The 18,772-nt window shown below is 66.9% G+C and carries 22 protein-coding genes and 1 riboswitch; of the genes, 7 read left to right on the top strand and 15 right to left on the bottom strand.

Going from position 1 to position 18,772, the window contains the following annotated elements; all coding sequences use genetic code 11:
* Positions 1 to 24: 24 nt before the first annotated feature.
* The 7 genes from NFC73_RS14160 to NFC73_RS14130 all read right to left on the bottom strand — a co-directional run bounded on the left by NFC73_RS14160 (position 25) and on the right by NFC73_RS14130 (position 3,421).
* Complete coding sequence (locus NFC73_RS14160) at positions 25 to 828, bottom strand: thioesterase family protein (RefSeq protein WP_254751239.1); 804 nt, start codon at positions 826 to 828, stop codon at positions 25 to 27.
* Between the two features lie 30 nt (positions 829 to 858).
* Positions 859 to 1,371, bottom strand: coding sequence for a DedA family protein (locus NFC73_RS14155; protein ID WP_254751203.1), 513 nt, complete (start codon positions 1,369 to 1,371; stop codon positions 859 to 861).
* Between the two features lie 3 nt (positions 1,372 to 1,374).
* Positions 1,375 to 1,518, bottom strand: a complete 144-nt coding sequence (locus NFC73_RS14150; RefSeq protein ID WP_254751201.1) for a hypothetical protein — start codon at positions 1,516 to 1,518, stop codon at positions 1,375 to 1,377.
* A 62-nt stretch (positions 1,519 to 1,580) separates the two neighbouring features.
* The gene (locus tag NFC73_RS14145; RefSeq protein WP_254751199.1) at positions 1,581 to 2,105 is read right to left on the bottom strand and encodes an NUDIX domain-containing protein; all 525 of its coding nucleotides are present in this window, start codon (positions 2,103 to 2,105) and stop codon (positions 1,581 to 1,583) included.
* Positions 2,106 to 2,159: 54 nt separating this feature from the next.
* The gene (locus tag NFC73_RS14140; protein WP_254751197.1) at positions 2,160 to 2,360 is read right to left on the bottom strand and encodes a DUF1918 domain-containing protein; all 201 of its coding nucleotides are present in this window, start codon (positions 2,358 to 2,360) and stop codon (positions 2,160 to 2,162) included.
* 53 nt (positions 2,361 to 2,413) lie between these two features.
* Positions 2,414 to 2,974 carry a DNA alkylation repair protein gene (locus tag NFC73_RS14135; RefSeq protein ID WP_254751195.1) on the bottom strand — a complete coding sequence of 187 codons (561 nt, stop codon included), beginning with the start codon at positions 2,972 to 2,974 and terminating at the stop codon, positions 2,414 to 2,416.
* A gap of 84 nt (positions 2,975 to 3,058) precedes the next feature.
* A complete protein-coding gene (locus NFC73_RS14130; RefSeq protein ID WP_254751193.1) occupies positions 3,059 to 3,421 on the bottom strand; it encodes a TraR/DksA family transcriptional regulator in 363 nt (120 codons plus the stop codon).
* A gap of 139 nt (positions 3,422 to 3,560) precedes the next feature.
* Between NFC73_RS14130 and NFC73_RS14125 the strand changes: the two genes are divergently transcribed.
* Positions 3,561 to 3,941 (top strand): cupin domain-containing protein, encoded by a 381-nt coding sequence (locus NFC73_RS14125; RefSeq protein WP_254751191.1) that lies wholly within the window; start codon positions 3,561 to 3,563, stop codon positions 3,939 to 3,941.
* A 23-nt stretch (positions 3,942 to 3,964) separates the two neighbouring features.
* On the opposite strand, the gene NFC73_RS14120 is transcribed toward NFC73_RS14125, so the two are convergent.
* Positions 3,965 to 5,257: an aggregation-promoting factor C-terminal-like domain-containing protein gene (locus NFC73_RS14120; protein ID WP_254751189.1), complete on the bottom strand. Its 1,293-nt coding sequence runs from the start codon at positions 5,255 to 5,257 to the stop codon at positions 3,965 to 3,967.
* Between the two features lie 215 nt (positions 5,258 to 5,472).
* Positions 5,473 to 5,641, top strand: a riboswitch (cyclic di-AMP (ydaO/yuaA leader).
* A gap of 2 nt (positions 5,642 to 5,643) precedes the next feature.
* Here NFC73_RS14120 and NFC73_RS14115 point away from each other — a divergent pair.
* A complete protein-coding gene (locus NFC73_RS14115) occupies positions 5,644 to 6,495 on the top strand; it encodes a C40 family peptidase (protein ID WP_254751187.1) in 852 nt (283 codons plus the stop codon).
* 69 nt (positions 6,496 to 6,564) lie between these two features.
* Here the strand turns inward: NFC73_RS14115 and NFC73_RS14110 are convergent, their stop codons facing one another.
* The 3 genes from NFC73_RS14110 to ribA form a co-directional block, all read right to left on the bottom strand.
* Positions 6,565 to 8,028, bottom strand: coding sequence for a protein adenylyltransferase SelO (locus NFC73_RS14110; protein ID WP_254751185.1), 1,464 nt, complete (start codon positions 8,026 to 8,028; stop codon positions 6,565 to 6,567).
* A 56-nt stretch (positions 8,029 to 8,084) separates the two neighbouring features.
* Positions 8,085 to 9,062, bottom strand: a complete 978-nt coding sequence (locus tag NFC73_RS14105) for a dienelactone hydrolase family protein (RefSeq protein ID WP_254751183.1) — start codon at positions 9,060 to 9,062, stop codon at positions 8,085 to 8,087.
* Between the two features lie 73 nt (positions 9,063 to 9,135).
* Complete coding sequence (gene ribA, locus NFC73_RS20810; protein WP_305884514.1) at positions 9,136 to 11,019, bottom strand: GTP cyclohydrolase II RibA; 1,884 nt, start codon at positions 11,017 to 11,019, stop codon at positions 9,136 to 9,138.
* A 133-nt stretch (positions 11,020 to 11,152) separates the two neighbouring features.
* Between ribA and NFC73_RS14090 the strand changes: the two genes are divergently transcribed.
* Positions 11,153 to 11,650 carry a MarR family winged helix-turn-helix transcriptional regulator gene (locus tag NFC73_RS14090; protein WP_254751181.1) on the top strand — a complete coding sequence of 166 codons (498 nt, stop codon included), beginning with the start codon at positions 11,153 to 11,155 and terminating at the stop codon, positions 11,648 to 11,650.
* Positions 11,651 to 11,707: 57 nt separating this feature from the next.
* Here the strand turns inward: NFC73_RS14090 and NFC73_RS14085 are convergent, their stop codons facing one another.
* Together NFC73_RS14085 and NFC73_RS14080 are read right to left on the bottom strand one after the other, a co-directional pair.
* Complete coding sequence (locus NFC73_RS14085) at positions 11,708 to 11,932, bottom strand: hypothetical protein (protein WP_254751179.1); 225 nt, start codon at positions 11,930 to 11,932, stop codon at positions 11,708 to 11,710.
* Between the two features lie 140 nt (positions 11,933 to 12,072).
* Positions 12,073 to 12,822 (bottom strand): ANTAR domain-containing protein, encoded by a 750-nt coding sequence (locus tag NFC73_RS14080; RefSeq protein ID WP_254751177.1) that lies wholly within the window; start codon positions 12,820 to 12,822, stop codon positions 12,073 to 12,075.
* Positions 12,823 to 12,960: 138 nt separating this feature from the next.
* Here NFC73_RS14080 and NFC73_RS20885 point away from each other — a divergent pair, with 138 nt between their 5' ends.
* Positions 12,961 to 14,025 (top strand): FAD-dependent oxidoreductase, encoded by a 1,065-nt coding sequence (locus NFC73_RS20885; protein ID WP_254751175.1) that lies wholly within the window; start codon positions 12,961 to 12,963, stop codon positions 14,023 to 14,025.
* 6 nt (positions 14,026 to 14,031) lie between these two features.
* On the opposite strand, the gene NFC73_RS14070 is transcribed toward NFC73_RS20885, so the two are convergent.
* On the bottom strand, positions 14,032 to 14,766 hold the full coding sequence (locus tag NFC73_RS14070; protein ID WP_254751173.1) for an NUDIX hydrolase: 735 nt from the start codon (positions 14,764 to 14,766) through the stop codon (positions 14,032 to 14,034).
* 103 nt (positions 14,767 to 14,869) lie between these two features.
* On the opposite strand from NFC73_RS14070, the gene NFC73_RS14065 reads away from it, so the two are divergent.
* Together NFC73_RS14065 and NFC73_RS14060 are read left to right on the top strand one after the other, a co-directional pair.
* Positions 14,870 to 15,931 carry an SPFH domain-containing protein gene (locus tag NFC73_RS14065; protein WP_256548950.1) on the top strand — a complete coding sequence of 354 codons (1,062 nt, stop codon included), beginning with the start codon at positions 14,870 to 14,872 and terminating at the stop codon, positions 15,929 to 15,931.
* Positions 15,932 to 15,940: 9 nt separating this feature from the next.
* Positions 15,941 to 16,837 (top strand): diacylglycerol kinase catalytic domain-containing protein, encoded by an 897-nt coding sequence (locus tag NFC73_RS14060; RefSeq protein ID WP_254751169.1) that lies wholly within the window; start codon positions 15,941 to 15,943, stop codon positions 16,835 to 16,837.
* A 334-nt stretch (positions 16,838 to 17,171) separates the two neighbouring features.
* Here the strand turns inward: NFC73_RS14060 and NFC73_RS14055 are convergent, their stop codons facing one another.
* Entirely contained in the window at positions 17,172 to 17,990 is an 819-nt protein-coding gene (locus tag NFC73_RS14055) for a CPBP family intramembrane glutamic endopeptidase (RefSeq protein ID WP_254751167.1), read from the bottom strand.
* 205 nt (positions 17,991 to 18,195) lie between these two features.
* Here NFC73_RS14055 and NFC73_RS14050 point away from each other — a divergent pair, with 205 nt between their 5' ends.
* Positions 18,196 to 18,666, top strand: coding sequence for a DUF4383 domain-containing protein (locus tag NFC73_RS14050; protein WP_254751165.1), 471 nt, complete (start codon positions 18,196 to 18,198; stop codon positions 18,664 to 18,666).
* Positions 18,667 to 18,772: the final 106 nt, after the last annotated feature.

Genomic DNA, 18,772 nt, shown 5'->3' with positions numbered 1-18,772 from the left:
GGTCCGGTAGTCACGGCAAGGCCGTCAGGTCCGGCGAAGCGTCAGGATCTGTTCGGCACGGCCGAACGGGCCCTGAAGATCGTGCAGGACAGTGGACGTGAGGCCAATCCCGTCGGTTCCGAAGGAGACTGCGTTGTCCAGGCCCAGCCATTCGCCCTCGGGCCTGCGGTACATGTGGATCTGCAGGTCCAGGTTGGGGAACGCATAGCTGTCCTTGCCCGGCGGGACCCTGGCCGCGATCCCGTTGGCTGTGTCCACGAGGCCCATCAGGCGGGCCAGGTCGCCGCTGTCGGCCTTATCCGTCAGGGGGTGCTGCGTGCGGAGCCACACGACGCCGGCGCCGGGCCGGTGGCCCTCGGCCACGCGCATCTCCAGGGACCGGATGTAGCCGCCTGGCCAGATGGCGGCGCCGTAGAACGGTTTGCATTCATCCGGCGCCGGGATGGCAGTGTCCTCGACGGCGGCAACCGCGGACGTGTCGCTGGTGATCATCCGCCACGCGGTGGCGCGGACGGCCACCCGCCCGTTGGCTACCAGTTCTGCCTGCAGGAGCTCGATGGTCCGGCCGGGGCGGAGGGTGGTGGTTTCGATGTGGAACCCGCCACCCGGGATCAGGCCCAGGATCTCGTAGCTCAGCCGGGCCATCCGCATGTCGGTGCGGGGCTCGTGGCGCTCCAGGCTGTCCGCCATCAGGCCGGAGGCGGGCGCCATGTGCTGTTCGTGCTCATTCCAGGCCCCCTGGGCGTGGATGGTGGAGCGGAAGTGGCCTCCGCCGAGCGCCTGGTAGTAGTAGTCGCCGTCGGCCAGTTCCGGGAGTGCAGCAGTCAACATTGACCCTTTCGCTTGTTCGTGTGCGGCTCAGCCCACCCTATCCGCATTGCCCGCCTCCGCCTGCTCGGCAGCGCTTCCCCCCGGCCGGCGCCGCCGTCGCACCAGCAGCCACGCGATCAGTCCCGCGGCCGCGGCAGCCAGCACGGCAAACCCCCACGGGGACGCGGCAGCCAGCGCCAGCCACGCCTCCACCGCGGCGAGCCCGACGGTGGCATAGACCAGGGCCCAGAGGATGGAACCGGCGACGGCGGCGGGAAGGTAGCGCCGCAGCGGCATCTTCGCCGCACCGGCGGCGAGGTTGACGGCCGTCTGCAGGCCGATGGTCAGGAACGAAAGGGTCACGGCGAACGGTCCCCACCGGCGGACGAGCGCCTTCGCCTGGCCGGCGCGCTGGCCGTTCCAGGACGACGCGAACCGAGTGTGTTCCACGCCGGCTGCCGCTCCCCGGCCGATCCAGTACGTCACATTGACGCGCAGCATTACTATGGCGAACAGGCTGGCCGCCGCCACGCCGAAGGGCAGATCCAGGAACTGGTCCATGGGTCAGGCCGAGGGCTGCGGTCGCGCCCCGACGGCGGCCGCGTCCAGTCTGCCCTCGGGCAGGACGCCCATTAACGGGGACGACTCAGCTTCTTCGTGCGCCGCACTGGTGGACTGTTTAAGCAACACGGAGAGCGGGGCGGTCATGTTCTTCCTCACGCGCAGCAGGGAGTCGGAACACCATTATGGCGCACCGCACTTAGGCAACCCTAATCTCGCCCTTCCAGCATGCGCGCCCGCAGGTCCGGCCACGATTTTGCGAAACCGGGATGGAGCTCCTTCGCCTCCACATGGTCCAACCGAACCCACTGGAGTTCGAGGCTTTCCGGATCGCTGATCACGGGCTCAAAAGGCGCGGTCACCAGCACTACAACGGTGGTGTAGGACCAGTAGCCGAAATCCAGCACAGACGTGAAGAGGACGCTCACATCCGCGGCCGGTACCGCGGCTTCCTCGTGCGCCTCGCGGAGGGCCCCGGTGACTGCGTCCTCGCCCTCGTGCAATGCTCCGCCGGGCAGTCCCCAGGTGCCACCGTTATGGCTCCACAGCGCGCGGTGCTGCAGGAGAACGCCTTTGCCGGGGTCATAAGCCAGCACACCGGCGGCACCGAACCTGCCCCAGAACCTGCCGCGGACGCCCTCCACCCAGGCGTCACCAGGGTCCCGCGGACCGGTCCGGACCGGCGGAATCGTGAGGTTCGCGTCAGGGGACGTGGCAGCCAAGGAGTGATCCATGCCACCAGTCTGACAGGTGCCCGGGGGCCCGGACGCTCAGCCGCCCGCGGCGCGTCAGCCGGCTTGTCCCGAGTGACCGCGTTCGACGGCGAAATCACCGCCCGGGTACATAACGGTTTCGTGCCCGTCGTCGAACCTGACCAGGTAGGGCGGATGTCCTTCCTGACCACGGACTTCCACGATCACGCCGTGCCGGTCCGAAGATCCGACGGTCCTCCCCCGGACGATAATCCTGTCGCCCTGCGCTGCCTCCATGGCAATCACCTCCAAGCCCCAGACTACGACTGACGGGGACCGGGGAACAGGGGTCAGTCGCGTTCCGCGTCGCGGTTCCCGAAAATGCGCGGCAGGTCAGGTCCCTGCGACGCGATGAGCCGGGCAGCGTGGCGCAGCGCATCGTCGGGGTCCTGGTGCCAGCGGGTGATGACGACGTCGGCGCGCTGGCGGCCGCTTTCGCCCAGTCCGTGCAGCAACGGAACCACAACGTCGGCAATCAGCGGGTCCACCAGCTCACTGGTCTGAGCGGTTCTGATGAAGCCCTCCAGCCTGGTCAGGTCAGAGTGGCGAAGGAGGGCCACCCGGGACTGCAGCAGCACCACGGCCGCGAGCCGCCTTTCATAGACCGGGCGCCTGCCGGGACCGGGCCGGCCCCAGAGGAGGGATGCCAAAGCGGTCACCTCATCGTGGCCAAGGTCCTTGAACTTCCTGCCGGCGTCGCGGACGGTGCCGCGTACGGCTCCCACCGACGATCCGTAGGACCCAAGTACCCCGCCCACCCGGGCCTCCACGTCCTCCGCCCGGTACCAGGCGCCCTCATTCTGCAGGGTGGCATCGATGAAGCCGGCAGCGTCCTGCACACGCCCGTTCACAGCACCGTCCCAGTCGCGCTACTGGAAGTCAGGTCACTGGAGTTCACTGCACTGGAGTTCACGACATCTGGGTTCACGTCGCCGCTACGGTCCCTGCCGGCCGGCGGCGGCGTGGAGGATGCAGAACGGCGTCGACGGACGGGCTTCGAGCCGCCCCTCTGCAATGGGATCCCCGCACACGGCGCATGTACCGTAGGTGCCCGCCGCAATCCGCGCCAGGGCCGCATCCACCTGGTCAAGTCCCGCACTGCTCTGCTTCAGGAGCGCCGAGGCCTGCGACAGCTCGAACGCAATGGTGGAACCCTCGGGGTCGTGCTCGTCATCGATGTTGGAATCCTGGCGTGCGGCGTTCGCCGAGGAGATGTCCGCACGGAGCGCGGGGAGCAGCTCGAGTTTCCGGGCGCGCTCTTCTTCCAGCAGGACCCGGAACCGTTCAAAATCGGGCATGGGAAAAGCCTAGTGGTTTGGGTCTCGACAAGCGCCGCCGGCGGGAGGATGCTGGCAAGCGTAAGCGCTTCGGATGCGGTCTGGCAGCCACGGACAGAAAGCTGCCGGACACAAAACCAACAGAGAAAGCCTGCGTGCCATGCCTACCAACATCGTCACAGAACTGGCAGTCAAGTCCCACAACACACCGGATGAGAAGCGCCGGCCGGAGAAAACCGAAGTGGATGTCGTCAACCTGGGCGACTACACGGTCGGCCGGTTGACGTTCAGTCCCGGCTGGCGCTGGTCGGACTGCATCAAGCCGGTGGTCCAGACCGAGTCCTGCCAGAACAACCACGTCGGATACTGCGTTTCCGGGGCACTCAATGTCGAGACCACCAATGGCACGCGGATCAGCATCAGCGCCGGCGACTCCTACACCATTCCACCCGGACATGACGCCTGGGTGGACGGCGACGAAGCCTTCGTCGGCATTGAATTCCTCAGCGCCGCGGTATTCGCCAAGGCACCGGGAACGTGACGCGGCTGCCATCCTCCGGCTGGTCAGTACCAGTGGTTGGCCACGGAATGGTTCCACGCTCCGCATGGTGACCCGTAGCGGTCAGCGATATAGGACAAACCCCAATTGACCTGGGTCCGGTAGCTCGTGAGCCAATCGCTGCCGGCGCTGGCATACTTGCTGGCCGGCAGCGACTGGGCGATCCCGTATGCGCCCGAGTACGGGTTGGTGGCAGTGGTCAGCCAGTTCGACTCCTTGGTCCACAGCGACGCCAGGCACGGAAACTGGTTCTGGCCCCAGCCGTAGGCGCCGAGCTGCCCGGCTGCGTAGTTCTTGGCGCCCGCAGGGTCGTTGACAGCGCCTCCCGGAACGGAAGGCACGACGACGACGGGCGGCGGGACCGGCGTCGGGCTCGGCACCGGAAGCGGGGCGGGCACGCCCGGTACAGCAGGTGGGGCCGGAGCCGGTTTCTGCGCAGCGGCAAGGGCCGCCGCCTTGGCTGTCGCTTCCGCCTGTTGGCGTGCCTGTTCCTGCGCCGCGGCACGCTTGGCGGCCTGCGCCGTTTCATACGCGGCCAACGCCACCTGGCCCTGCCGGAACTCCCCCTCCACCGCAGCCGTGGTGCCCTTGAGGGAGGCCAGCTGCGCGGTCAGTTCCCGGCCGTGCTCCTGCTGCTCCGCGATCTGCCGGGACATGGCCTGCTGGGCGGATTGGGCGGCGTCGAGCTTGGTTCTGGCTTCGCCGGACAGGCGCTCGCGCTCGGCCCTGGCCGCCTGCTCCTGATCGGCCAGGGCACGGGAAATGCGTTCGGCGGCTGCGGATTTGTTGACCAGGGCGGCAGTCTTATCGCTGACGATCTGGACGATATTCAGGCCCTGGATGCTGTTGTTCTGCACGGCGTCGAGGGCAACGAAGAAGCCCATGTTGGTTCCACCGGTCTTGTACGACTGGGCCGCCAGCGCGCCGATTTCCTTCTTGTACCGTCCCAGTTCGGCCGCGGCGCGTGCCGTCTGGGCCGTGAGTGCGTCCACAGTGGAAGTGGCGGCCTGAAGTGCCGCTTCGGCCTTGGCGTACTCCGCGGCGGACGCTACGGCCGCGTTGCCCAGCGCCTCTGCTTCAGTCTGGAGTCCGCCCAGCAGCCCATTGATCCTGGTGACTTCTGCCGCTTTGCCGGCCTCGCTTTGCTTGGCGTTCTGCACGTCCTGCCACGAGGGATACCCGCCGGGCGGCGCGTCGTCGGCGGCATGCGAGGGAAGCAGCGCAGCCGACCCCACCAGGGCGGCCGCCAGCAGGCCGGCGAGGGCGGGCAGCCGCATTTTTTGAACAATCCGGGACATAGTTGGTGAGCTTACCGGGCATATACGGATTACGGGGCCTGACCTGCAACATCGTTACCGGGGAGGGAGGGAATCCGAGATGAAGCGCGGGTGGATTTCACGCCTACATTCCGTTACCGGAATGTGACATTGCCGCTAGCTGGAAGTTATGGTCAAGCGGTGGCCCGGCTCAAGCCGGGACATTCCCGCCAGTATGCCGAGCCCTGCCGCTGACCGGGATCCAGTCGCTTTCCAGCTGGCAGGGACGGGGGAACCACGTTTCCACGGCTTTTCGAAGCCTTGGGGTTAAGTCGGTATCGCTCCGTCCCGCGCGGCGGTGCTACCGGCCGGGTATCTCCGACCCGAACCCGACAGCTCACCCCGCAGGCATGGGAGAGGCTATCACCGTGTCCAAGAATTCCGCTGCCGCACGCCTTCGTGCGGTTCCTGCCCGCTCTACCGTCCTGAATGGCCTGGCCACTGCGGCCAAAACACACCCCCTGACATTTGGCCGGCCGGCCCTGGTGGCTGTTGCCGCATCCGGCCTGCTGTTCAGCATTGGCGTCCCGGCTCAGGCCGGCGTCCACGGCCCGGACAACTCCGGGACTGCCAACACTCAGGTCCAGACCAGTGCGGCGGCAGCGGCTCCGGCCGCTGTTGCTTCAACTTCCGCTGCAGCAGCCCCCGCCGCGGGCAACGTCCACACCGTCGTTTCGGGCGACACGCTGGGCCAGATTTCCGCCGCCCACGGCGTCCCGCTCAACGACGTCCTTGCCGCCAACGGACTCTCGCTGACCAGCATCATCTACCCCGGCGACCAGATCCGGATCCCCGGCGCCGGCTACACCGCACCGGCTCCCACACCGTCTCCCGCGGCGGCGCCGGCCTCCCCCACCAACACCGGCATCCGGCTGGCCTCAACGTCCGTACCGGCGGCCCAGGCTCCGGCCGGCCCGCTCGGCGCGGCCATCCTGGCTTCCGCCAACTCCCAGCTCGGCATCCAGCAGGACTGCACCGCCATGGTGGAGAAGGCGCTGCGCTCGGTGGGTAAGAGCGTGGGTGACCTGGCTCCCGGCCAGTTCTACCAGTACGGCCCGGTGGTGGGCACACCTGCCGCAGGGGATCTGGTCATCACGGCCGGCCACGTGGGCGTCTACGCCGGCAACGGCCAGGTTGTCAGTGGCGGGGTGGACGGTTACAAAACCGAAGTGCACTCCATCAGCTGGCTGGCCGGAGCGTCCTTCGTCCGCGTAGCGTGATCCGACCATGCTCGACGGCGGCGGGCGGCACCCAGCCCCGCGCCGCCGTCGTCCATCCCTGGTGTTCGCTCAGGTCCCGCAGAAGGTCCGGTAGCTCCCGAAGTCTTCAGGGGCGGGGCCGGCGTAGCGTTCCAGCCCGGGGCGCTGCGTGTACGGATCGGCCAAGACGTCCACCAACCGGTTGAAGGGGTCCAGGTCGCCTGCGATAGCCGAGTCCAGAGCTTCTTCAACCAGGTGGTTCCTGGGGATGTAGACGGGGTTGACCCGGTCCATCAGGTCCGCGTCCGGCGCCAGGGCCAGCCACCGTGCGGACCAGGCGTCGAAGGCGCCAGGGTCCGCAAACATGGACCGCGCAGTTTCCGGGGTGCCGCGGGCCGCCGAGGCCAGGCTCCGGAAGAAGGAGGTGTAATCCACCCGGCCTTCCTGGAGCAGCGCCAACACGCCGTCCACCAGGGGCGACGCAACGTCGTCGTGCGTGTCCGGGCGCAGACCCAGCTTGGACTTCATGCCGGCTGACCAGGCAGCGCTGTACTGGGCGCGGAAGGCGCCGAGGGATTCAACCGCGAGCGCCACGGCCTGGTCCTGGTCTTCATGGAGCAGGGGCAGGAGTGCCTCAGCGAGCCGGGTGAGGTTCCATTCGGCGATGACCGGCTGGTTGGCGTAGGCGTAGCGTCCGTCCGCGTCGATGGAGCTGTAGACCGCGCCGGGGTTGAAGGCGTCCATAAACGCGCAGGGACCGTAGTCGATGGTCTCCCCGGAGATGGCCATGTTGTCGGTGTTCATCACGCCATGGACGAAGCCCACCAGCATCCATTGCGCCACCAGGGACGCCTGCGCGGCTATGACCGCCTCGAAGAACGCGAGATAGGGCGTGTCGGCGAGCGCCGCGTCCCGGTAATGGCGGCTGATGGCGTGATCGGCCAGGCGGCGCAGAAGGTCCGTCTCGCCGTTGACGCGGGCGAACTGGAAGCTGCCGACGCGCAGGTGGCTGCTCGCCACCCGGGTGAGCACCGCCCCGGGCAGCATGGTTTCGCGGCGGACGGGACGGCCCGTGGCCACCACGGCGAGGGACCTCGTGGTGGGGACGCCCATGGCATGCATGGCTTCGCTGACGATGTACTCGCGCAGCATGGGACCGACGACGGCGAGACCGTCACCTGCGCGGGCGAACGGTGTCCGGCCGGAGCCCTTGAGGTGGATGTCCCGCAGCTGCCCGTGGATGTCCGTGACCTCCCCCAGCAGGAGGGCCCGCCCGTCGCCGAGCAGGGGTGAGTAGCCGCCGAACTGGTGGCCGGCATAGGCCTGGGCCACCGGTGTGGCACCTTCAGGAATCTGGTTGCCGATGAGCAGCCGCGTCCCCTCGGGCGTCCGCAGCCAGGCCGGGTCGAAGCCCAGTTCGCCGGCCAACGGCTCGTTCAGGACCAGCAGCTGCGGGTCAGGTGCTTCCTCCGCCTGCCAGGGAACCGCCAGCTCCTCGAGTTCGCGGGCGAAACGCCCGCCGAAGGTGAGCGTTAGTGGGATTGCGGTGCTCATGCTTCAAGACTACCCGCGGCAGGACAGCCCAGACCGCGGCGGATCAGACGTGCTGCTCAGACATGCTGTCCGAACCAGGTGAGGGTGTCATTCCAGGCGGCCGTGGCCTGGGTTTCGTTGTAGCGCTCGCCGGTGTCGTTGTGGAAGGCATGGTCGACGCCGGGGTAAACGTTGAGCTGGTGCGTCACCGTAGTGGCGTCCAGGGCATCGCGGAGGGCCGGCATGGCACCGGTGATCCGCTGGTCGCGTTCTGCATACACGCCGAACGCCGCCGCCTCGATGGCCGGCACCTTGTTCAGGTCCGGCGCCGGACCATAGAACGCAGCGATGGCCTTCAGTCCGGCCAGCTCGGTCGCCGCCTGCCAGGTGATGCCGCCGCCGAAGCAGTACCCGTTCATGGCGATGCGTCCGGAGTCCACGAAGTCCTGGGCCCGAAGGTAGTCAAAGGCAGCGGCGAAGTCAGCAACATGGCGCTGTGCCCCGGCTCGGGTCAGTGCACCCGACACGGCGTCGGAGTCAAGGCTGGCGGTGCCGCCCTCCCGGCTGAGCAGGTCAAGGGCCAGCGCCGCGTACCCGGCTTTGGCAAAGCGGCGGGCAACGTCCTGGATGTGCGGGGTCAGGCCGCGGTTCTCGTGGCAGACCAGCACCGCCGGGCCGGCTGCTCCGGATCCGGGCCGGGCGAGGTACCCACTGATATCGGTTCCGTCGGCCGCGAACCGCACGGTCGCCGTCGTCAGCCCCGCGGCGCCCTCCGGGACGGAGAGCGGACTCTTGGCCCCCGGAACTGCACCGGCAGAAGCGGTGCCGGTTCCCGCCGTCGACGATGACGGCGTGGGTGTGGGCATGGGGTCGGTGCTGCGCGGGACTTCCTCGGGTGTGCATCCGACAAGCAGCATCGCGCCCGATGCCGCCGCCATGCTTCCCATGATGAATGCGACCCGGCGGGTGAAGGTGCGGTGCGTCATTGCGCCGGCGCGGTAGTCGTCGAAGAATTCCTCGATCAGGTACCGTTCAAATTTTTCAAGCTGGACCATGGCCGGCCTCCTCGAGTGAGGCTCATATCCTTCTCCGAAGCCGGCGGTCCTGCAAGGGGTCCCCTGCGCCCGGTCAGAACTGCTCGGCCGGGATGGACAGGCCGAGGTCCAGCAGTCCGCGGCCTGCCTGTTCCAGGATCGGATCCATGGTCAGCGAGGCGTGGTTGAGCAGGACGTTCACATCGCGCTGGATCCGCTGGAGCGGGTGCGTCAGCCGGTGCACACTCCCGCCGGATCCCGTCAGGACGAGGCGGACAGCCTCGGCCGACGCCGCACCGCTGAGTCCGAGGGAAAGCCGGTACCGCGCCCGCTCCTCATCGGTAAAAGCGACTGGCCGGCGGTCGTAGGAAGAGGACACCACCCGGACGGCTTCCTGCCAGTGCAGGCGCGCGGTCGCCACCTGCCCGTAGGCCTGGGAGAACCGGGCCTGCGCGAGCGGTGAATCCGCCTGCCGCGCCTGCGTTGTCTGCTTGACCTTGCGCACCTTCATCAGTTCCTGGAACACGTCGATGGCGTGCTCGGCCGACCCCAAAGCGGCGGCCGGGGCAACCATGTTCAGGAACGTGGCCATGGGGGTGTGGATGCTCGGATCCGGGTGGATCCGGCTGCCGGGGTTGTCCGCGGCGGCCAGGAGATTCCACTCCAGGGCGCGGTGCGCCGGGACAAAGAGGTTCTCCGTCCGGAGATCGTTGCTCCCGGTCCCCCGCAGGCCGGCCGTGTGCCAGATGTCCAGCAGTTCAAGATCGGACACCGGAACCAGGCACTGCAGGCGGACGTCACCGTGCTGCACGGCCAGCAGCGCCCATTCGGAGTGCATAACGCCGGAGGCGAAGCTCCAGCGGCCGGAGATGGTGAACCCGCCGGGAACCTTCTCTGCCTTTCCTGGAGGCGCTCCGGTCGCGGCAGCCAGCGGGGCTGGCCCGTGGGCGAAGACCTCGTCCTGGGCTTCCTGCGGCCAGCGCGCCAGCATCCAGACGTGTTCCACCAGATGCCCCACACTCCAGGCCGTGGAGACACATCCCCGGGCGAGGCGGCGAACCACCTCCACGTAGGTTTCCAGCCCCATGCCGAAGCCGCCCACGGCCTTCGGCGCGAGCATCTGGAACACGCCTGTTGCCTTCAGTTCAGCCATGGTGGCTTCCGGGATACGGCGGATCTCCTCGGCTTCCGCGGCACGCTCCCGCAGCCGGGGAAGGAGGGCATCCACCCGAGCCAGCAGCTCGCCGTGCGAAGGAATGATCTCTGCCGGCAGGGTCTCCCGTGGCAGGATCTCCGCCGGAAGGATCCCCGCCGGAAGGTCGATGGTGTGTGCTGTATGGCTGCGCTTCGCGGCCAGGTAGCGGTGATTTGCCTCCGACACGTGCACACCGGTGGGGACCTGCTCCGAGACGTCAACGCCGAAGGCCGTCAGCTGCGCCACTTTGTCCGGGTTGTTGGTGAGCAGGCGGATCCGGCCGGCGCCAAGCGCGCCGAGCATCTGGGCGGCGGCGCTGTAGTCCCGCTCGTCCTCGCCGCGGCCCAGGGCAATGTTGGCTTCGTACGTGTCCAGTCCGGTGTCCTGCAGGGCATAGGCGTCGAGCTTGGAATACAGGCCGATGCCGCGTCCCTCCTGCCGGAGGTACAGCAGGAAGCCCCCGACGGAGGCAATCTCCTCGACTGCCTCGCGCAGCTGGGGTCCGCAGTCGCAGCGCTCGCTGCCGAACACGTCGCCCGTGAGGCACTCGCTGTGCAGCCGGACCAGCGGAGCTGTACCTTCCGGGCCCTGGTCCAGGAGCGTCTGCTCCCATTCGCCGAGCGCGAGCAGCAGATGCTCCTTGCCGTCGGCCAGCCCGTGGAACGTCATGATCTGGGCGGCGGCCGTGAAGCCGTCAGGGAACCGCAGCGGGACGGTGACCTGGCTGCGGACGACGGCCGGTTGTTCGAATGGCCGCGCGACGGTCTCGGACATAACGGTCATCTGGGCTCCTCAGGAAGGTCGGGACAGGAAGTACTTGAATGTTGAAGTAAAAGTTATCGCCTATTACTTCACGATGCAAGTGATATGAGCGACACAAAACTTCATTCGTGAAGTAAAAGCGTAGACTCGCGCTATGGAACGTGCCGAAGAACCGCGCTGGCTGAACGGCGAGGAACGCGACGTCTGGCTGACGCTGGTCGCTGTGATCATGAAGCTTCCCGCCGCCCTGGACGCCCAACTGCAGCAGGACGCCGGGATAAGCCACTTCGAGTACATGGTCCTGGCGGGCCTGTCTGAAGCTCCGGCCCGCACACGCCGGATGAGTGACCTGGCAGGCTTTACCGAGTCCGGGCTCCCCCGCCTGTCCCAGGTGGTCAGCCGGCTGGAGAAGCGGGGCTGGGTGCATCGCTCCACGGATCCTTCCGACGGACGCATCACACTGGCAACGCTCACCGACGAAGGCTGGGCGAAAATCACCCGAACCGCTCCGGGGCACGTGGAGGCCGTACGTGCCTTGGTGTTTGATCCCCTTACGAAGGCACAGTCGCGCCAGCTGGGGAGCATCGGCAAACGCATCATGGCCGCCGTCGACCCCGAGGACCGCTGCCTGGGCGAAAGCGCCCCAGCCTGAGGAGCAGGACGCTTGCGGACGGTCAGGCGTAAACGGTCTTTTCGACCTTCCACTGCATCAGCCGCCGGTATTCTCGGCCCGCCAGCGCTCCACAAGGACGACGGCGAACGGGTAGCAGATGCCCAGGGTACAGATGATGATGAGGGCCCCGAGAAGCTGAGTGCCGAACCACGAGGCCGCGCCGCCCCGGAACTGGTAGATCTGGCCCCCGGCAACCGCAGGCGTTCCATGGGCGCCTGGCGACGGATACTGCCCGTAGGCGGGCTGGTTGTTGATGGTCAAGGGATCCCCCAATAAGTTGCACGATGTCTGAACAATCGAACTGTAATTGGAAGGACGGACAATCCTGGCCTTGGAGGGCCACCAGACAGATTGGTGACGAAGGAACGCACTACCAATGGGCAGGCGCGTGACATCACAGGTCAGCGGTCGAAAAGAACGCGCACCGGGTGTGGCTCGTCGGCAGCGGCGACAATCTCGGCCGCCAAATCGCGGATACTGACGTTACGGGTCCTTGATGCACGGAAGAGCCATTCGAGCGCAACATCGTAGCTGCACCGTTCCTGGCCGATGATGACGCCCAGCGCGAGATCAGTCGGCGTCCGCGAAGCCATGGCCGCCCTAAGGTTCTCCTCAGTCTCCTGCAGTGACACGATCCGGAGGACGAGGCGCAGTCCCTTCGACGCCTCGGCGGCCAAGGCATGGGCTGCCGCCATGGCGTCCCGGCCGAATCCGTGCGGCCTGGAGCTGTAGAAGATCATTCCTGCGCTGGTCGGGCCCGCCAAATGCAGCCGCAACGCCAGGAGCGATCGCACCTTCTCGCGCCGGGCCGCTTCGACGAAACTGGGCCAGCGCTCCTCGGATCTCAGGTCTGTTACCGAGACGATTCCTACCTCGAGCGAGGCAATCACTCCCGGCCCTTCACGGTCTCTGGTCTGCTCGTCCTCAAGGCTTCGGCTGCGTTCATCCGAGCCGCCCATAACAGGGGCACCTGAGGGCCGGAGTACTGTGATTCCGCAGGACACGTCCCCGGAAAACCGCGCAAGCTCGTCCGCGCAGAACACCGACAGGTTCTCGAGGAAGCCGGATAGCTCCGTGGAATTCAACACAAGGTCCTGGATGCGCCGAGTGATGTCGGCGGTTTCATAGTTGAGGGGGGCGCGCGCAGCCATTTTGGACACCTCCGGGATGCTGGGGTGGTTCCACGCCCAGTTGGACGGGCACCGCACACTGCCTGACGGTCATCCCAGCGTACTCGTCCACCCAAACGGGAGGAATGACCGGCTGGGTGGAGTCTGTACCCTTGAGGCGTGGGACATTCAGCGGTCATCATCGGCGCGGGCATCGGCGGCCTGAGCACGGCACGGGCCCTGAAACGTCACGGCTGGTCAGTGACAGTCTTGGAGCAGGCTGCGGCCCTGCCGACGTCGGGCACCATGCTGGGCATGTGGCCGGCCGCCGTGAAGGCCCTCGACGGTATTGGTGTTGACGACTCGCGCCGCGGCGCCGGCTGGGCGCATATTGCTGCTGGCGCAGGAACCCGACTGTGGACGCCTGCGGGGCGGACGTTACTGACAGCCCCCGGGGGCGCCGACGTGCACCTGGTCTCCCGGCCCGCGTTACTCGCCGCGCTTGCCCGGGACATCGAGGTCAGCTTCAACACGCAGGTCATCGAGGCCGAACAGCTGGACGATGCGGAGTTGGTGGTCGGTGCAGATGGCACGTTCAGCCGCACCCGGCAGCGGATGTTCGGTGACCGGTTCCGCGCCCGTTCCCTTGGAGCCGTCGCATGGCGGGGCACCGTCAAGGGCGCCGTGGCCGAATACGGCGAGACCTGGGCCCCCGGGGCACTGTTCGGCATCACGCCGGCAGGTCCAGATGCGACGAACTGGTATGCATGCATCCGCTCCGATCGGACGTTTGATGGACCGCATCTGCCCCGCGTAGTGAACCATTTCGGCAGCTGGCACCGCGGGGTGCGGGAGCTGATCGGCAGGATCGAAGAGAACGCAGTCCTGCATCACGGACTCTTCGAGACGCCGACGTTGCATTCGTTCGTCACCGGGAACACTGCGCTGGTGGGCGATGCCGCCCACGCAATGGCGCCCTTCCTTGGACGCGGGGCCTGCGAGGCCATCGTCGATGGAACCACGCTGGGGCGGGTCATGGCACAGGCCTCCGCTGTCGACGCGGGTCTTGCCGCGTTCAATAAGGAACGCCGGGCGCGGGCTCAGCGGCTGGTGCTCGCCTCCCGCCTGATGGGCCAATTCGCCATGATGGATACCGGCTCAGGAATCCGCAACGCCGCAGTTGTTACCGTCGGACGGCTGGTGAAGCCCAGGCCACGGCAGGATCCCAAGCTCCCCCGCCGCTAAGAGTCGTCAGTCACGCGGGCGCATGAGCGGCGGATTCAGCACGGCATGCGTGGGCTGGCCTGCTGTCGGGCGGGCTGTTTTGGCGAGCCTGAAAAGAGCCGCGGGGCGGCCGGCGTCACCCGCAGTCATCCGCCCGGTGCTCTCCAGAAAACCAGGTGTTCCCGTGGCCTTCCGGTGGAAGTTCCTGGGGTCGAGGCGTGTACCCCAGACGGCCTCATAGACAGCACGGAGCTGTGCCACGGTAAATTCCTCACCGCAAAAGGCCGCCGCCAACGGCGAGTATTCGAGCTTCGATTTCGCCCGCTCCAGGGCATCGGCGAGGATCCGCTCATGGTCGAAGGCGAGCTGCACTTCGCCTCTCAGGACCTGGCTGACCGGATACCAGCCGGCATGCTCGGCGTCGCTCCCGGCGGACAGCACCGGGAAGTTGGGCGCGAGCAGCAAGTGAGCCACGGTAAGCACATCACCGCGCGGATCGCGCCCCTTCGGGCCATAGCTCCCCAGCTGCTCCAGGTGCCCGGGGACGTGCTCGACGCCGGTCTCTTCAGCAAGTTCGCGGGCCGCGGCAGACAGCAGGTCCTCGCCAGCCAGGACAAAACCGCCCGGGAGGGCGAGCGTTCCGCGGAACGGTTCAATGAGCCGGGTGATGAGCAGGACGTTCAGGGTGTCGTCGGCCACGGTGAGGGCGACGACGTCGACCGTCACCGGGAAGCGCGCGTGCTCCGGGTGGGATTCAGGCATCTCCCCATCCTAGGAACTTATCGTCATCTTGACAATAAGTTCCGGCGGCGCCTATCGTTTGATTATCGTCAAAGTGACGACAAAAACCGTTGAGGAGAATCCCATGGCCAACATCAAGAACTACCCCTGGATCAGCCACTTCCTGGGCAGCCCCACCGGCTATGTCGTCCACCTCCAGAAGGGCTCGGTCCGCCACGAAGGAGTAGGCCAGGCGTTCTGGTACCGCCCCGCGGTCTCCGTGCTCAGCGAGGTTCCCGTCGATGACCAGGAACTGCCTACCCTCTTCCACGCCATCACCCGGGACCACCAGGACGTAAGCATCCAGGCGAACGTGACCTACCGCTTCGTCGACCCCGTGGCCGTCTCCAGCCGGCTCGACTTCGGCCTCCAACCGGCCGGTGCGGGCCCCGCGACCGGCAGGGACCAGGTGGCCACCATCATCGGCCAGCTCTGCCAAAGCCACGCCATCGACCAGATCGCCACGACCACGCTGGCCGAGGCGCTGGAGCGCGCCGTCAGCCAGCTCCGCAGTGTCCTTACCGACGCGCTGCGCTCGGACGCCCGGCTCCTGTCCACCGGCATCGAGATCCTTGGCGTGCAGGTCCTGGCCGTCCGGCCGGAGTCAGACGTCGAAAGAGCCCTCCAGACGCCGGTCCGCGAACAGCTCCAGGCCGAAGCAGACCGCGCCGTCTACGAACGCCGGGCCGTCGCCGTCGAACGTGAACGGACCATTTCCGAGAACGAAATGGCGAGCCAGATCGAACTGGCCACCCGCCGTGAACACCTGGTGGCCCAGGAAGGCGCCAACGCACGGCGTGCGGCCGAGGAAAAAGCAGCCGCGGGACTGATCGACGCGCACGCTTCAGCGGAACGCCAGGGCATCAGCGCCGACGCCGAAGCGAACCAGATCCGGCTGCTGGGCGAGGCTGCTGCGGCACGGGAGGCCGCCACCATGGAGGTCTACCAGGACGTGGACCAGGCCACGCTTCTGGGCTTGGCCCTCCGCGAGGCAGCCGGCTCGCTGCCGAACATCGGGGACCTCACCATCACCCCGGACCTGCTCAGCGGGGCGCTGGCCGGGCTGCTCCGGGAGCCGGCCGGCGGCACGGCCTTGGCTGATGCAGGCCGCATGGCTGCAGGCACCACCGGCAACGCCGGGAAGTAGGATCCCGGCATGGCAAATCCACGCCTTGTCATCGTCCACCGACGGACTGAGCTCCAGGAACTGCTGGACCGGCACGCCACCCGCGGACAGGCCGAGTTCTTCCTCCGCACGCGGGGACGCGACATCCAGGATGTCCAGGGGCGACATGACCGGATCACCGTCGCGCTGGAGACGGTGCGGGCAGCAGTCCCGGCCGAATGGCGTCACGCCGAGGTGGAGCGCACGGACCTCAGCCGCTTCCTGCTCACGGCGGAGGACATCGTCGCCGTGGTGGGCCAGGACGGGCTGGTGGCCAACGCGGCCAAGTACCTCAACGGCCAGCCGGTCATCGGGATCGATCCGGAACCCGGAGCGAATCCCGGCGTCCTGGTCCGGCACACGCCCAACGGGGCAGCAAAGCTGCTCCGGGAAGCTGCCCTGGCCGGGCCGGAACGGCTGAACAGCCAGGAGCTCGCCACCGTCACAGCACGCCTCGACGACGGGCAGGAACTCTCGGCGCTCAACGAAATCTTCGTCGGGCATGCCTCGCACCAGTCGGCCCGGTACCAGCTCACCACCCCGGACGGCCGAACCGAACGGCAGTCCTCGTCCGGGCTGATCATCTCCACCGGCACCGGGGCCACGGGCTGGTGCGCTTCCATCGCCCTCGAGCGCGGAGGACGCGCCCTGCCGGCGCCGGCCGACCCCCGGCTCGCGTGGTTCGTCCGCGAGGCCTGGCCCTCCCCCATCACCGGAGCCTCCCTGACGGAGGGGGTGCTGGAGGCGGTCGAGACACTTCGGATCACCGTGGCATCCGACCTGCTGGTGGTGTTCGGCGACGGCATGGAATCGGACCGCCTCACGGCATCCTGGGGCCAGGAAATCACAGTGCGGTTGGGCGAAAGACCGCTGCGGCTCGTGGTGTAGGCAAGTTGTCTGGTCAATCCGGCTCGAGTGTGTTGTGATTTTGACCAGTCGAGCAATAGCGCCGGAAATCCCCGGCTCCCGGCGGCCTCATCGTTGGACGGAACCGTGGCACTGGTGACAGGCGCCAAACGTGAACCACTGGAGCCTGCTGCTGGACGCGCTCACTCACCACGCTGCCGCAACACCCGGCAATTCCCGTATCGTCAACATCGCGTCCCGGCATGGCAATGCCGGGCTGCACAGTAAGGACTGTGCTGCGGCAGCCAGTACGTTCATCGGGATAGGCCCAGGTACGACCGCTCCTGATACAACCGCTGATCCACGTAAGCAGGCGTCAATACAAGAAGATCAGCAGCCAGTCGCGGTTGTGCGCATGCACGAGTGCGAGGAACAGCACGAAGTCGAAGACCAGGTGCACCGTCACAACATAGGTGAACGACTTGGTCAGCTTGAAGGTGTATCCCTGCAGCAGCGCGAACGGGAACGTAAGAAGCGGTCCCCAGGCCATGTAGCCGATCTCCCACAGAAAGGACGAGAAGACCACGGCCTGCAGGATGTTGGCGAGCCAGTCCGGGAAGTGCCGCCGGAGCAGCGTGAACGTGGTGCAGATGAAGAACAGCTCGTCCCAAATACCAACCGCATTCACGCCGAGAAAGAGGCGCCAGAAGATGGTGGGGTCGAACGCGTTCGGCCAGTTCTGATACACCCCGGTGCGGATCAGGTAGACCGGCAGGATGAGGTAGCCGAGGGCCACAACAGCGATCAGGTACAGCTTTGCGCTCAACGGCCACTTGCGGCCCGTGTTCACCGGAAACTTGATGATCCTCTCGCGGTAGGCGAAACGGGACACCAGCCACGGCACCAGCACGGCCAACGCGAGGGCACCACCCATGAGCGTAATGTGCGGGATGCTCAAATCAGCGTTCAGCGGAACCAGGCTGATGATCACCATTCCCGCCGCAATCAGCGCGAGGTGCCGTAGGAATTCGAGGTCGATGACTGCGGCCGTGACGAGGCTCAACGCAAGCACGCCGTAGCCCATGAGGTCATTCTCGACACCGAACAGCAGCACTCCGGACACGGAGAGCAGGACCGCCGGCACCAGTTTCCAGGTGAGCGCGGTACGGGGTGGTTCGGTCACGATCGAAGTCACCCTACCAGCATGTCAGCGACGGCGCCGTCGGGGAAAGATGGCCGCGGCGGTCAACCCCTGGGCGAGGCCCCCAAAGCACTGTTACCCCTGCCCACAGGCGGTTTTCCGGAGTACGATGTGGGCGTCGGCAGGATTCCTGCGACTCCTTGCCGCAAGGCCGGCTCTCCATCTGAAGAGCCGGCAACCAGCGTGAAAGGGAGACAAAATGACTACCGCGTCACACCCTGCCCAACACCACATGATGGGGTTGACACTTCACAACACCGCCATCGGTATCGGTGCAGTTTTCCTGCTGGTTGGAGTCCTCGGGTTCATCCCGGGAATCACCACCAATTACGGCGCCATGACCTTCGCGGGACATGAGTCCGGGGCCATGCTCCTTGGCGTCTTCCAAGTGTCAGTGCTGCACAACATCGTGCATTTGCTGTTCGGTGTGGCTGGGATCGTTATGGCCCGGACAAACCCGATGGCCCGCTGGTTCCTGCTCGGCGGCGGCGTCGTGTACCTGGTCCTGTGGATCTACGGCCTGGTCATCGACATGAACGCGGCGGCCAACTTCGTCCCGTTCAACACCGCTGACAACTGGCTGCACCTGGTTCTGGGCCTCGGCATGATCGGCCTGGGCCTCTGGCTGGGCAGGGATGCCATGGAGAAGGCGAAGGGAAGCACCCCATAACTCCACGGTTCGTGGAAAACCGACGACGGCGGCCGTCCCCCGGGGTACACAATCCTCGGGACGGTCGCCGTCAGTCCCTCTGCGTCGGCTGCTGCTGACGCAAGCC

It is taken from the genome of Pseudarthrobacter humi (genome assembly GCF_024294965.1).
Lineage (GTDB): Bacteria > Actinomycetota > Actinomycetes > Actinomycetales > Micrococcaceae > Arthrobacter > Arthrobacter humi.
Note: the sequence above shows the minus strand (reverse complement) of the source record. Positions and strands in the feature narration are given on the sequence as shown.